The sequence below is a fragment of the Photorhabdus aballayi genome (assembly GCF_026153155.1).
Classification (GTDB): Bacteria; Pseudomonadota; Gammaproteobacteria; order Enterobacterales; family Enterobacteriaceae; genus Photorhabdus; species Photorhabdus luminescens.
Window position 1 is genome coordinate 42,074 of record NZ_JAPFCD010000008.1, and the last position, 14,335, is coordinate 56,408.

At 40.8% G+C, this 14,335-nt stretch carries 11 protein-coding genes; 9 read left to right on the plus strand and 2 right to left on the minus strand.

Annotated features, from left to right (window positions below):
- Nucleotide 1 precedes the first annotated feature (1 nt).
- Both leuB and leuA read right to left on the minus strand, forming a co-directional pair.
- A complete protein-coding gene (leuB, locus tag OO184_RS06485) occupies nt 2-1,093 on the minus strand; it encodes a 3-isopropylmalate dehydrogenase (protein ID WP_265378469.1) in 1,092 nt (363 codons plus the stop codon).
- A gap of 2 nt (nt 1,094-1,095) precedes the next feature.
- Nucleotides 1,096-2,658, minus strand: coding sequence for a 2-isopropylmalate synthase (leuA, locus tag OO184_RS06490; RefSeq protein ID WP_049582411.1), 1,563 nt, complete (start codon nt 2,656-2,658; stop codon nt 1,096-1,098).
- 956 nt (nt 2,659-3,614) lie between these two features.
- Between leuA and leuO the strand changes: the two genes are divergently transcribed.
- The 9 genes from leuO (at nt 3,615) to ftsL (ending at nt 14,314) form a co-directional block, all read left to right on the plus strand.
- Nucleotides 3,615-4,559 (plus strand): transcriptional regulator LeuO, encoded by a 945-nt coding sequence (gene leuO, locus OO184_RS06495; protein WP_049582410.1) that lies wholly within the window; start codon nt 3,615-3,617, stop codon nt 4,557-4,559.
- 236 nt (nt 4,560-4,795) lie between these two features.
- The gene (locus tag OO184_RS06500) at nt 4,796-6,595 is read left to right on the plus strand and encodes an AMP-dependent synthetase/ligase (RefSeq protein ID WP_265378535.1); all 1,800 of its coding nucleotides are present in this window, start codon (nt 4,796-4,798) and stop codon (nt 6,593-6,595) included.
- A 360-nt stretch (nt 6,596-6,955) separates the two neighbouring features.
- Nucleotides 6,956-7,522 carry an RBBP9/YdeN family alpha/beta hydrolase gene (locus tag OO184_RS06505; protein ID WP_265378470.1) on the plus strand — a complete coding sequence of 189 codons (567 nt, stop codon included), beginning with the start codon at nt 6,956-6,958 and terminating at the stop codon, nt 7,520-7,522.
- A 972-nt stretch (nt 7,523-8,494) separates the two neighbouring features.
- Nucleotides 8,495-10,222 carry an acetolactate synthase 3 large subunit gene (gene ilvI / locus OO184_RS06510; RefSeq protein WP_265378471.1) on the plus strand — a complete coding sequence of 576 codons (1,728 nt, stop codon included), beginning with the start codon at nt 8,495-8,497 and terminating at the stop codon, nt 10,220-10,222.
- Nucleotides 10,223-10,224: 2 nt separating this feature from the next.
- Nucleotides 10,225-10,716, plus strand: a complete 492-nt coding sequence (ilvN, locus tag OO184_RS06515; protein WP_265378536.1) for an acetolactate synthase small subunit — start codon at nt 10,225-10,227, stop codon at nt 10,714-10,716.
- A gap of 211 nt (nt 10,717-10,927) precedes the next feature.
- Nucleotides 10,928-11,935, plus strand: coding sequence for a catabolite repressor/activator (gene cra / locus OO184_RS06520; protein WP_265378472.1), 1,008 nt, complete (start codon nt 10,928-10,930; stop codon nt 11,933-11,935).
- Nucleotides 11,936-12,591: 656 nt separating this feature from the next.
- A complete protein-coding gene (gene mraZ / locus OO184_RS06525) occupies nt 12,592-13,050 on the plus strand; it encodes a division/cell wall cluster transcriptional repressor MraZ (RefSeq protein ID WP_265378473.1) in 459 nt (152 codons plus the stop codon).
- 2 nt (nt 13,051-13,052) lie between these two features.
- Nucleotides 13,053-13,997: a 16S rRNA (cytosine(1402)-N(4))-methyltransferase RsmH gene (gene rsmH / locus OO184_RS06530; protein ID WP_265378474.1), complete on the plus strand. Its 945-nt coding sequence runs from the start codon at nt 13,053-13,055 to the stop codon at nt 13,995-13,997.
- Entirely contained in the window at nt 13,994-14,314 is a 321-nt protein-coding gene (gene ftsL / locus OO184_RS06535; protein ID WP_074524835.1) for a cell division protein FtsL, read from the plus strand. The genes rsmH and ftsL overlap by 4 nt, the downstream gene beginning before the upstream one ends.
- The last annotated feature ends 21 nt before the right edge of the window (nt 14,315-14,335 follow it).

The window sequence follows — 14,335 nt, forward strand, 5'->3', positions numbered from 1 at the left end:
GTTAAATACCCTCGGCTATATAGCGGGCGATAGCGCTACCCATTTCATCAGTGCTAATTGCTTTACCGTTTCCGGCTAAATCTGTTGTGCGATAGCCCTGTTCCAGCGCGTAGTTAACTGCCTGTTCAATCGCATTTGCGGCGTCATTGTGACCTAAGCTGTAACGCAACAGTAGAGCGGCAGACAGGATCTGGGCTATCGGGTTAGCAATACCTTTTCCGGCAATATCTGGTGCGGAACCACCGGCGGGTTCATACAGGCCAAAACCTTTTTCATTCAGACTGGCTGAAGGCAGCATGCCCATTGAACCGGTAATCATGGCGCACTCATCAGACAAGATGTCGCCGAAAATATTGGAGCACAGCATTACATCAAACTGAGATGGATCTTTAATTAACTGCATAGTGGCGTTATCAATATACATGTGATTGATTTCTACATCTGGATACTCTTTTGCAATCTCAGTCACAACTTCTCGCCACAATACGGAACTCTGCAACACATTTGCTTTATCAATAGATGTAACTTTGTTACTACGTTTGCGAGCGGATTCGAAGGCGATACGGGCAATGCGCTCGATTTCAAAACGGTGATAAACCTCAGTATCAAATGCCCGTTCATATTTACCTTGGCCTTCACGCCCTTTGGGTTGACCAAAATAGATACCGCCGGTTAATTCGCGGACACATAAAATATCAAAGCCTTTGGCGGCAATATCACTGCGTAAAGGACAAAATACCTCTAACCCGGCATATAAGCGGGCAGGACGTAAGTTGCTGAATAGTTTGAAATGTTTGCGTAATGGCAACAGTGCGCCACGCTCAGGTTGTTCTGCTGGGGGTAAATGTTCCCATTTAGGCCCTCCCACGGAGCCGAACAATATGGCATCAGCTTGTTCACAACCTGCTACGGTTTTTGCTGGTAGTGAACAGCCGTGGCGATCGATAGCAATCCCACCCACATCATATTCGCTGGTGGTGATACGGATATTGAAACGCTTACGGATTGCGTCCAATATTTTATAGGCCTGTGTCATAACTTCGGGGCCAATACCATCACCGGGTAAAACTGCAATATGATAATTGTTCGACATGTTTACACCATTTCCTTTGTATTTTGCTGTATGCGTTGTTTCTCTTTCTTAACTTGCTCTGTACGCCAAACGCAGTTCAGAGCATGAATCATTGCTTTGGCAGAAGATTCAATAATATCGGTATCCAACCCCATACCGTGGAAGCGGCGTCCAAAGCATTCGACCACGATATTTACCTGACCTAGTGCATTTCTTCCTTGGCCTTTACCTGATAATTGATAAGAAACCAGTTCAATTGGGTATTCAGTTATTCGACTGATTGCCTGATAGACAGCATCTACCGGGCCATTGCCGGTGGCGGCTTCTGATTTCATCTCTTTACCACATACTACGCGTACAGCGGCTGTTGCCATCACGTTGGAGCCGGATTGGATATTAAAGTTATCCAGGTGGAAAAATTCGGGTTCTTGTTGTTGCAAATTCATGAAAGCTAAAGCTTCCAAGTCATAGTCAAATACTTGGCCTTTTTTATCCGCCAGACGTAAAAAGGCTTCATATAAGCTATCCAGATCGTAATCTTTATCTTGATATCCCATCTCTTCCATACGGTGCTTCACTGCGGCGCGACCGGAACGGGAAGTCAGGTTCAATTGAATTTCTTTCAGGCCGATGGATTCTGGCGTCATAATTTCGTAAGTTTCACGATTTTTCAGAACCCCGTCCTGATGAATCCCAGATGAGTGGGAAAATGCATTGCTACCAACAATGGCTTTATTCGCGGGGATCGGCATATTGCATAATTGGCTGACCAACTGACTGGTGCGGTAAATTTCCTGATGGTTGATATTAGTATAAACGCCTAACATTTGCTGACGGACTTTAATCGCCATAATGACTTCTTCCAGTGAACAGTTACCGGCACGTTCACCCAGACCGTTTATCGTCCCTTCTATCTGACGGGCGCCGGATTGTACTGCTGTGATAGAGTTGGCGACAGACATCCCCAAATCATCGTGGCAATGGACGGATATTATCGCTTTATCAATATTAGGAACGCGTTCGATCAAGTTAGTGATGATGCCGCCAAATTGATATGGTGTGGTGTAACCGACGGTATCTGGGATATTGATCGTCGTTGCGCCTGCTTTGATAGCGTTTTCAACGATCCGACACAGATTATCAATAGGTGTACGACCCGCATCTTCACAGGAGAATTCGACATCATCAGTGTAACGACGTGCTCGTTTGATTGATTGAGCTGCCATTTCCATGACATTTTCGAATGTTTTTTTCAGCTTGGACTCAATATGTAAATTGGAAGTGGCCAAGAAAACGTGGATTCTAAACGCTTCTGCAACTTTTAATGCTTCCGCCGCTACATCGATGTCTTTTTCTACACAACGCGCTAAGGCACAAACACGACTGTTTTTGATATGCTTAGCGATCGTCTGTACAGATTCAAAATCACCAGGAGAGGAAACTGGAAAACCGACTTCCATGATATCAACACCCATTCTTTCCAGGGCCAAGGCGATTTGGAGCTTTTCGTTCACACATAAGCTGGCTTGTAATGCTTGTTCTCCATCACGTAACGTGGTGTCGAAGATAATAACTTGCTGGTTCATATGTACGTTCCTCTCATGGTTATTTTTTGCGCCCAGCAGGTAAAAAAAACCCGCGCATGGCGCGGGTTCTTGTTTATGTCTGGTTTGGACCAACTCTGTTTTGAATCAACTCTGTTTTCTGTCCACCAGCATACCGCGCATATCAGATACGATAAGTAGTAGGTTTAATAGACAAATTGAGTGAATCATATCGATCCAACCTTTCAGTAGTATTAATGAGTGTTCGTGATTCGTATGCTTTTATTGATACGTTATCTTAAAAGTGATGTCAAGAATTCATTTAGGCATATGATTCTTGGTTTCACTTTTCTCATGGCAGTAAATTGAAGTGTTGATCTGTTTATATTTAAAAAGATTTTATTTTATTCTTTTTTGTTCGGGTTTGACTTTAATGAAAAGCTAAGATTTATATAAAAATAGCGCATTATACTGATTAATTAAAATTAAGTATTTTTTGTGTGGTAGGCTGGAAGTGGATTTGTATTTTTCTGAGAAACATCATTTGCTATTGAAAAAATAGATGCAAATAGGAAGTTATGTTATATATCTTTGAAAAAATAATTCTATAATATAATAACTCTGATAAAATTGTTTAATAATAATAAGTCAGTGATTTTATTGCGAATTGTGTCATTCTTTGATTTATCGTCATGTACAGAATAGCAGGGTGAATAAATTGTTAACATAATTGTACTTTTTTGTGAATGAATAATGAGCTCTACATTGTCTACTAATTGAAATTATATATTTTTAACACTAATAAGGGGATGCGCGGGTTAGCTATGCGTATTCAGATTTGTACAAGGACGAGTCTTAATTATTTGTTATCGAAATGATTGAGACAATTGATCTCGTTAATAGTTATAGTCATCGTAATATCTGAGTAATAAATGAAGGTATTTCCGATGTTTTGTTATTAGCCGGGATCATCTGCATGAGTTTAGTGGAGTTAAACAATGGCTGAATACACCTCAGTAACTGCAACCAAAAAAGATCCAAATGAAATTCATTTACGTAATGTGGATCTCAATCTGTTGACTGTTTTTGATGCAGTTATGCAAATGCAGAATGTGACACGTGCGGCACAGATATTAGGAATGTCACAACCTGCTGTCAGTAATGCGGTTTCTCGTTTGAAGCTAATGTTCAATGATGAATTATTTGTGCGTTATGGGCGTGGAATACAACCGACGGCAAGAGCTCATCAATTATTTGGTCCAGTCCGTCAGGCATTACAACTGGTATATAATGAGTTACCTGGGGTTGGTTTTGAGCCTGATAATAGTGATAGGGTTTTTAGTCTTTCAATTTGTAGCCCGCTGGATATTAGACTTGCTGCAAAAATAGTTGAACAGGTAAAACAAAATACACCCAATCTGGGTGTGACGATTAGATCATATTTGCATGATAATATTGAGCATCAGCTAAGATATCAGGAAACTGAGTTTGTCATTAGCTATACGCAGCTAGAACGTATGGATTTTCATCATTACCCGTTATTCAATGATGAGTTGGTCTTGGCTGTTTCTAATCATCATCCAAGAATTGAAAATAGTATTAGTGAGCAGCAATTGTATGAGGAACATCATGCAGTTGTATCATTGGATAATATATGTTCATTTAGCGTTCCCTATTATGATGGTGGTGAACGTTTGCGTTCGGTTGTTTATCAGGGTACCGACTTGAATAGCGTGTTGCATATTGTCTCTCAAACCTATTTGGTTGCGATTGCGCCAAAATGGTTGGTTGAGCACTATAGCGAACAATTAGCAATAAGAGCGGTTTCATTACCGTGGGATAAAGTAAGTCGTCCGTGTTACTTGATTTGGCACGAATCTACAGCGAAAGATAAAGGGCATCAGTGGATGAAATCGTTGTTGAGTCAACTTAGCGGCAGATAATTAATTTGAAACTCACTACTAGATAAGGGTGGTGAGTTTTTTTATTTTATCACAAATTTTTCAACTTTTGATAAATAGGCTTTTCCTGTTGTTCAGGAATCGGTAGACTGCAAGGAAATAGCTAACACCTGTAAGCTGAAAAGCGAATAAGTGATGCGAGAAGGTATTATTAGAGAATAAAACCACTGTTTTTTCTCCGATAAGAAAAAAATTTTTCGAACAGGAAAAAAGTTGTGATAACTAAAAATTTACATCCTTATCACTTGATAAACCGGTTACAACAACAAATCAAACAACACCCAGAGAAAATTGCTTTTCGCCAATGGTCTCCGGCTGAACAACTCGAACTAAACTGGAATGATATTGGCAAAAAGACCAACGCTATTAGCCGGGCATTGTTGGAGATTGGTGTTGATGTGCAAGAAAAAATTGGCCTCTTTGCCCATAACAGCATGGCATGGTCATTGGCAGATATCGCTGTATTACAACTTCGGGCGATCACTGTCCCTCTGTATGCAACCAGTAGTCAGGAACAGGCTAGTTTCATACTTAATGATGCTGGTGTGCGTATTTTGTTTGTTGGTGGGCAGGCGCAGTATGATGTTGCTATTACTTTGACAGAACATTGTCCTCAGTTAAGTCACATTATTGTCTTAGATGAATCAGTAGATTTGCGGGATTGTTCATTAGCTCTGCATTTATCTGATTTCATGGCCGGTGATAAATTACAATATCAGTCGGAGTTAGAAAACCGTATTGCTAACCACGATCTGGATGATCTTTTTACGCTTATTTATACGTCTGGTACAACCGGTGAGCCTAAAGGGGTTATGCTTGATTACCGTAATTTAGCCTATCAGTTGTATTCACATGATCATGTCTTGGCGTTAACTGATCAGGATGTTTCTTTAAGTTTTCTGCCGTTATCCCATGTCTTTGAACGTGCGTGGAGTTTCTATGTCATGCATGTAGGGGCACAAAATGTTTATCTGACTGACACTAATTCTGTTCGTCAAGCAATGGCAGATGTTTGCCCGACGGTGATGTGCGCAGTGCCGAGATTTTACGAAAAAGTTTACAGTGCGATTTTTGAAAAAGTTTCTCAGGCTCCTTGGCATCGAAGAAAACTCTTTAATTGGGCGATTAAATGTGGTGAACGTCAGTTCTTACGTAAGTTGCAAGGTAAAAAAAGCTGTCCCTGGTCAACAGCGATGCATCGACTGGCTGATAAATTAGTGTTGAGTAAATTGCGCAATGTGTTGGGGGGCAGAGTTCGGTTTTTACCTGCTGCCGGCGCACGTCTGGACGAAACGATTATCCTGTTCTTTCTCGCTGTTGGGGTAAATATCAAATATGGCTATGGCATGACAGAAACCTGTGCCACGGTTTCCTGTTGGGAAGAGCAAGGTTATGTGCTTGGTTCTATTGGTACACCACTGCCTGGCATTGATGTCCGTATCGGTGAAGAAGATGAGATACAAGTGCGTGGCCCGATTGTAATGAAAGGCTATTTCAATAATCAGGAAGAGACCATAAAAGCATTTACTCAAGACGGTTGGTTGCGTACAGGTGATGCTGGTAAACTGGATGAAAATGGTAATTTGTTCATTACTGAACGTCTGAAAGATTTGATGAAAACATCGAATGGCAAATATATTGCCCCTCAAATGATTGAAAGTATTTTAGGACAAGATCGTTTTATTGAACATGTTGCTGTTATTGCTGATGCTCGGAAATTTGTATCTGCCCTTATCGTGCCTTGTTATGATATATTGGAAGAATATGCAAGATCAATTAATCTCAAATATCATGACCGGGTTGAATTACTGCGTCATAGTCAGATTATCAATATGTTTGAGCAACGCTTGAAAGAGATGCAGAAAAACTTTGCTCACTTCGATCAGGTAAAGCGTTTCATATTATTGCCAACACCATTTTCAATGGAAACGGGTGAATTAACGCCAACATTGAAATTGAGGAGGAAAATTATTATGCAGCGTTACCATGAAGAAATTGAATCTATGTATCAGGATTGATTTTTGGGATCTTATACAAAGGGTTGGTGTTGCCGTTTTTTTAGACGAAGTTTGGGGGATATTGTAGTAATATCCCACTTTATGGTTTATCCCATTAATACCCAATTTTAAAGAATTCAATATTGGACTAATAAAATTTTTTTCGCCTTAAAATCACAGATAAATTATATTATCTAAGATTATTCTGTAGTTATTAAATATTACAGATTGAATGAATGTGATTTTGTTAAATTAGCATTGTTTTCTTGGTTAATTATAGAGAATATATCGATTGACAATATTATGCTATTCCTGTAATAAATATATTAATAAGATAATGGTAAAGTTTATATGGTAAATAAAATATAATTAGGTGAATTGATGAATTTTAATAATGTAGTTATTGTTCATGGTCTTATGGCGACTCCTGATCATCATTGGTTTCCTTGGCTTAAAGGTCAATATGAACGGTTAAATGCCGATGTGATTGTGCCGGAAATGCCTGAATCTCATGCTCCTTCACCTCATTTATGGCAAGAAAAGTTGCAGGAAAGTGTGCCTAATCCTGATGAAAAAACGCTTTTTATCGGGCATAGTCTGGGTTGTATTGCCACACTCCGTTATATCTCATCTTTACCTGATAATGTAAATATTGGGGGGATTGTATTGATTTCAGGATTTTATGAAAAGCTATCAACTTTACCTGAATTAAGTATATTTACTCAGGAGAACTTGGATTTTCGTCCCCTCATACAAAAAATAAATCAACGAATAGCGATATTATCGCTTAATGATGAGATTGTACCCCCGCAGTTTACATTAAGTTTAAGTCAGCAACTTCAGGCTGAATTATATGGGGTTCCAGACGGTGGGCACTTTTTAGATCGCGACGGTTTTACTATTTTTCCTAAGCTAGAAAAGGTATTAAAAGATAATTCAATGTTGTAAATAAATACCTTGGTTGTTTTAAATATGCCAAGTTTGTTTGCATTGAGAGCTTGGCTATTTTAGTGGATTATTTTAATCAGTATAACTTATGGTGGATAAAAAATAAATTCATGGTGATATGAATTAAACTGCTACTTGAATAATAAAAGTATAAGAGTTAATAGTCATCTCAGTGATTAATTGTTTTTTAAGATATTCATTTTTGCATTGTGTTTTTTTATAAATATTGAGGTTTATCTCCTGAGTTGTGTAAATAATTTATTCCTATTTTAAATCGTCATTTGATTTATACCTAATAGATTTCGAGTTGCAGCGAGGCGGCAAGTGAACGAATCCCCAGGAGCATAGATAACGATGTGACTGGGGTGAGTGAAAGCAGCCAACAAAGCAGCAGCTTGAAAGATGAAGGGTATATTATTGAATTTGGTTGTTTGGGTAATAATTTCATCTCTAGGAAAGTGTTGTATGTATGGGACTTGTATTCCAAGAATAAACAATGATTTGTAGTGCATTCTCTAATTAAAATGGGGTAAATGGATTTTATCCGAATGAATTATTTTCAATGGACATCAAAAGCGAGGAAATGACGGTCAAATTATCTGAGGAATTTTGTCTGGATTTCCTTTATCAAATTCATACTTCGATGACTTAAATGATTTTGAAAACTATTTTTTAGTTTTTTATCGTATGTATACTGGATAATACCTATACGTTGTCATTCTTTTTAGGTATAGCCACTCATATTCTGCTTGTCCTTAGCTTCTTGATAGCAAGATAACGCTTGCAAGAGACATCTTGAATTGTCAGAAAGTGGTTATTCTTCCTTGTACTCACATTGCTAACACCCGTTTCTAGCGTTATGTTAATTGACTCAGCATCAATATATCGCTGAGAGGCCATTCGTCTTACTAAAATAAAAGTGGAAGTAACTTCTGATTTATTAACTTGCAAACAGAGCCTGGAGGAAAACCTATGGAGATGTTATCAGGAGCTGAAATGGTCGTCCGATCGTTAATTGATCAGGGCGTTGAGCATATATTCGGTTATCCGGGAGGGGCAGTTCTAGATATTTACGATGCCCTGCATACGGTTGGAGGTATTGATCATATCCTGGTACGTCATGAGCAGGGGGCCGTTCATATGGCTGATGGTTATGCTCGTTCTACCGGGAAGGTGGGGGTGGTATTGATTACCTCCGGTCCAGGCGCAACTAATGCCATTACAGGTATTGCCACAGCTTATATGGATTCAATTCCGATGGTTGTGTTGTCCGGTCAAGTCGCTAGTTCCCTGATTGGTAATGATGCATTTCAAGAATGTGACATGGTAGGGATATCCCGTCCGATCGTAAAACACAGTTTTTTAGTGAAAAAAGCGGAAGATATTCCGAAGGTACTGAAAAAAGCCTTCTATCTGGCTTCTAGTGGTCGTCCGGGGCCAGTAGTGATTGATTTACCGAAAGACACGGTAAATCCGGCAGTAAAATTACCCTATATTTATCCCGATCAGATAAGTATGCGCTCTTATAATCCAACGATTCAAGGACATAAAGGGCAGATTAAGCGAGCATTGAGAAAACTATTGAATGCGAAAAAACCGGTCATATATGTGGGCGGAGGGGCGATTAACGCAGATTGTTCAACAGAATTATTGGTATTGGCAGAAAAATTTAATATCCCTGTGGTGAGCTCCTTGATGGGATTGGGCAGTTTCCCTGCAACTCATCCGCAAAGCCTGGGTATGCTTGGTATGCATGGTACATTTGAAGCTAACAAAGCTATCCATAATTCAGATGTCATTTTTGCTGTTGGTGTACGTTTTGATGATCGCACTACCAATAATCTGGAAAAATATTGTCCGGAAGCAACGGTATTGCATATTGATATTGATCCAACATCAATTTCGAAAACGGTTTCGGCAGATGTACCTATTGTTGGTGATGCTAAACAGGTGCTTGGACAAATGCTGGCGTTGCTGGAGACAGTAGAAGACACCCAGGATCCAGATGCGCTAAAAGATTGGTGGTTATCTATTCAGCAATGGCGTAGCCGTAAATGTCTCAATTTTGATCGCAGCGGCGAAAAAATTAAACCACAAGCTGCTATTGAGGTTCTCTATCGTCTAACGCAGGGGGAAGCTTATATCACTTCAGATGTTGGACAGCATCAGATGTTTGTTGCATTGCATTACCCATTTGATAAACCAAGACGTTGGATCAGTTCCGGTGGTCTGGGAACGATGGGATTTGGTTTACCGGCTGCTTTGGGCGTTAAACTGGTGAAACCGGAAGCGACGGTAGTCTGTGTTACGGGGGATGGCAGTATTCAGATGAATATTCAGGAGCTATCTACAGCATTGCAATATGGGCTGCCGATATTGGTTCTGAATTTGAATAACCGTTTCCTGGGAATGATAAGACAGTGGCAAGACATGATTTATGCTGGCCGTCACTCTCAGTCCTATATGGAATCTCTACCTGATTTTGTCAAACTGGCTGAGGCTTATGGTCATGTTGGCATTTCTATCCAGCGTTATGATGAATTGGAAAGTAAATTGGCGGAAGCCTTGAAAGAGGTGACTGAAAATCAGCGGCTGGTCTTTGTTGATGTCACAGTGGATGAAACTGAACATGTATATCCTATGCAGATCCGTGGAGGAGCAATGGATGAGATGTGGTTAAGCAAAACGGAGAGAACCTGATTATGCGCCGGATTTTATCTGTATTACTTGAAAACGAATCAGGGGCTTTGTCCCGTGTTGTTGGCCTGTTTTCACAACGTGGCTATAACATTGAAAGTTTAACTGTCGCTCCAACTGATGATCCGACATTATCGCGGATGACAATTCAGACTAAGGGAGATGCAAGGGTACTTGAACAGATTGAAAAACAGTTGCACAAGCTGGTGGATGTGTTACGTGTCAGCGAGTTGGCATCGGGTTCTCATGTAGAGCGTGAGGTTATGCTAGTCAAATTACAGGCCAGTGGATATGGACGTGAAGAGATCAAACGCAGTACTGATATCTTCCGTGGTCAGATCGTCGATGTGACTTCGGCTTTATATACCGTGCAGTTGGTAGGAACTAGCGATAAATTGGATGCATTTCTCGATGCGGTTCGAGATGTTGCGGAAATTGTTGAAGTCGCTCGTTCAGGTATTGTCGGCGTATCTCGCGGGGATAAAATTATGCGATGAAAAATCGCAAACTGCGGGACTATATACCCTATGGATTTCAAGATGCATCGCGACGGCAAAGGAGCGAATCCCCGGGAGCATAGATAACGATGTGACCGGGGTGAGTGAGTGCAGCCAACAAAGAGGCAACTTGAAAGGTGACGGGTATATGCATACATTTATCAGGCTCTGCGATAAAGTAGGGCCTTTGTGGGGTCTATAAGGAGTTAATGTGAAACTGGATGAAATCGCCCGCCTTGCAGGTGTTTCACGCACAACGGCCAGTTATGTAATTAATGGTAAAGCCAAGCAATACCGTGTCAGTGATAAAACGGTAGAAAAAGTGATGGCAGTGGTTAGAGAGCATAATTACCATCCTAATGCTGTGGCAGCCGGTCTCCGTGCAGGACGTACCCGTTCTATTGGTTTGGTTATTCCAGATTTAGAAAATACCAGCTATACCCGTATTGCTAATTATTTGGAACGTCAGGCTCGTCAACGTGGTTATCAGTTATTGATAGCCTGTTCGGAAGACCAGCCTGATAATGAAATGCGTTGTGTTGAGCACCTGTTGCAACGTCAGGTGGATGCAATTATTGTTTCTACCGCATTACCGCCGGAGCATCCTTTTTATCAACGTTGGGCAAGTCGTTCTTTGCCTATCATTGCTCTTGATCGGGCACTCGAAAATGAACATTTTATCAGCGTAGTGGGTGATGATTTTGAAGATGCAAAGATGTTAGCACAAGAATTTCGTCAATTCCCGGCTGAATCTGTGCTTTATCTCGGTGCATTGCCTGAATTGTCAGTCAGTTTTCTGCGTGAGCAGGGGTTCCGTGAAGCGTGGAAAGATGATCCTCGCGAAATAATGTACCTCTATTCAAACAGCTATGAACGTGATGCGGCTGCTGAAGTGTTCTCCAAATGGTTAGAAACTCATTCAATGCCGCAAGCGTTGTTCACCACCTCTTTTGCCCTGTTGCAAGGCGTCATGGATGTTACCCTGAAACACAGCGGCCGTTTACCAAATGAATTGGTTATTGCGACTTTTGGCGATCATGAATTATTGGATTTCCTTGAATGTCCAGTGCTCTCTGTCGCGCAGCGTCATCGTGAAATTGCTGAACGGGTATTGGAACTGGTGTTAGCAAGTCTGGATGAAAAGCAGAAGCCAGGGCCGGGTATCACACGGATACATCGTGACTTATGTCGTCGAGGAAGCCTGAGTCGAAAAATATAATAAAAACCCCTCATTAAATTTTCTGATGAGGGGTTTTGGTTGTCAGATTTGTTTTAAGAGAAGTATGTAAGGACAACTTTCAAGCAGTCCTTACGTAGATGTTTTTTACGTAGATGTTTTAGCGCGATTAAATAGCAATTTCGTTCATACATAAATTATTCAGTAGGAAGAAGAGCATGGAACAGCACTTATTTGAGTTTGAGATTTGTCTATTTACCCCCGTTTTTTTACCGTCTTTTATATATTAAATTGATTTTAATAATATTTATCTGGTGGCTTTTTGTTGCTAGTTAGTTTCAATGTTGAATGCATCAAATAAAATGATAAACATTGCTGTACAATGGCTAAATAGTAATGAAATGTAAATTATGTAAATAAATTAATCACACAACTATTTTTTCATTATTTTGTTGTAAACATTTATTTTCCTTGTGCCTGTAAAATTATTCAGAATTATCATGGTGTTAATTATTATTGATATTGCTAAATTTAATAATTATGCCTCTCAACTGCCAAAATCCTGCCATCAAATATAGCTAAAGCGCATCGGCTCTGGCTTGACAAGGTTTTCGTCCCATCCGTAAACTCCTTATTGTGGGGATTAGTGGGATAAAGTGGTAATTTTTGATCACCAGGGGCGACCTGAGGGTGTTTCGATGTTTCGTGGAGCAACGCAGATTAATCTCGATAGCAAGGGGCGGCTCACCGTACCTACCCGATACCGGGCAATGCTAAATGAGGAATCGCAAGGGCAAATGGTTTGTACCATTGACCTTCATCAGCCGTGCCTGTTGCTCTATACATTATCTGAATGGGAAATTATTGAAGAAAAACTTTCTCGCTTATCCAGCATGAATCCGGCGGAGCGTCGGGTGCAGCGTTTGCTTTTAGGTCATGCCAGTGAATGTCAGATGGATAGTGCAGGGCGTCTTTTGCTAGCTAGTACATTGCGCCAACATGCTGGGCTAGTCAAAGAGGTTATGCTGGTTGGTCAGTTCAACAAATTTGAACTGTGGGATGAGCAGACTTGGTATCAACAGGTTAAAGATGACATTGCGGCTGAGCAATCCACAAAGGAACCTTTATCAGTACGGTTACAGGAATTATCACTATAAATATGGCAAATAGTCATTTTAAACATACCAGCGTATTGCTGGATGAAGCAGTCAACGGACTGAATATCCGTGAAAATGGAATCTATATTGACGGTACATTTGGCCGTGGTGGGCATTCACGTCTGATTTTGTCGCAATTGGGGACGGCAGGTCGCTTAATTGCAATTGATCGCGATCCACAGGCGATTGAAGTAGCAAAAGCGATTACAGATCCCCGGTTTTCAATTGTACATGGGCCATTTTCTAAATTGGCTGACTATACAGAAAAAGCCGGGCTGACTGGCAAAATTGATGGTGTATTACTGGATTTAGGTGTTTCTTCGCCTCAGTTGGATGACCCAGAACGCGGTTTTTCTTTTATGCGTGATGGGCCGTTAGATATGCGGATGGACCCGACTCGCGGGCAGTCAGCAGCAGAATGGCTGATGCATGCGACAGCAGATGATATTGCTTGGGTATTGAAAACATTTGGCGAAGAGCGTTTCGCCAAACGCATTGCCAGAGCCATTGTGGCACGCAATCAGGAAGATCCAATTACCCGAACAAAAGCGCTAGCTGATTTGATTGCTCAAGCTAGCCCAGTAAAAGAAAAACATAAGCATCCAGCAACTAGGAGCTTCCAGGCTATTAGGATTTATATCAACAGTGAGCTGGAAGAAATTGAGCAAGCGCTGGAGGGAGCATTACAAGTGCTTGCGCCAGAGGGGAGACTTTCAGTTATCAGTTTCCATTCGCTGGAAGATCGTATTGTTAAACGATTTATTCGTCAGAATAGTCGAGGGCCACAGGTACCAGCAGGATTGCCATTAACAGAAGAGCAACTGAAAGCACAAGGTGGGCGTAGCTTGAAATCGATTGGCAAAATGAAACCTTCAGAGGAAGAAGTGGCTGATAACCCACGGGCTCGCAGTTCTGTTTTGCGTTTTGCTGAAAAAGTTAGTGAATAATGGCAGGTGAACGTCACGGATTAACCGGTATTATCGGCAACGATTTACTCAAAAATGCCAAAATACCGTTAATTCTTCTAGTCGCTGTACTGGTTTCGGCCATAGTCGTTGTAACCATTGCACATGAAACCCGCTTGTTAACGGCTGAAAGAGAACATCTGGTCGTGGAACGAGATGCGTTAGATATCGAGTGGCGCAATCTGATCCTCGAAGAAAATGCCTTAGGTGATCACAGTCGAGTTGAGCGGATAGCTGTTGAAAAAATGCATATGCAGCATGTTAATCCTGCTCAGGAAAACATTGTTGTTTCACAGTGAGTTAATTTAATTATTAAAAGG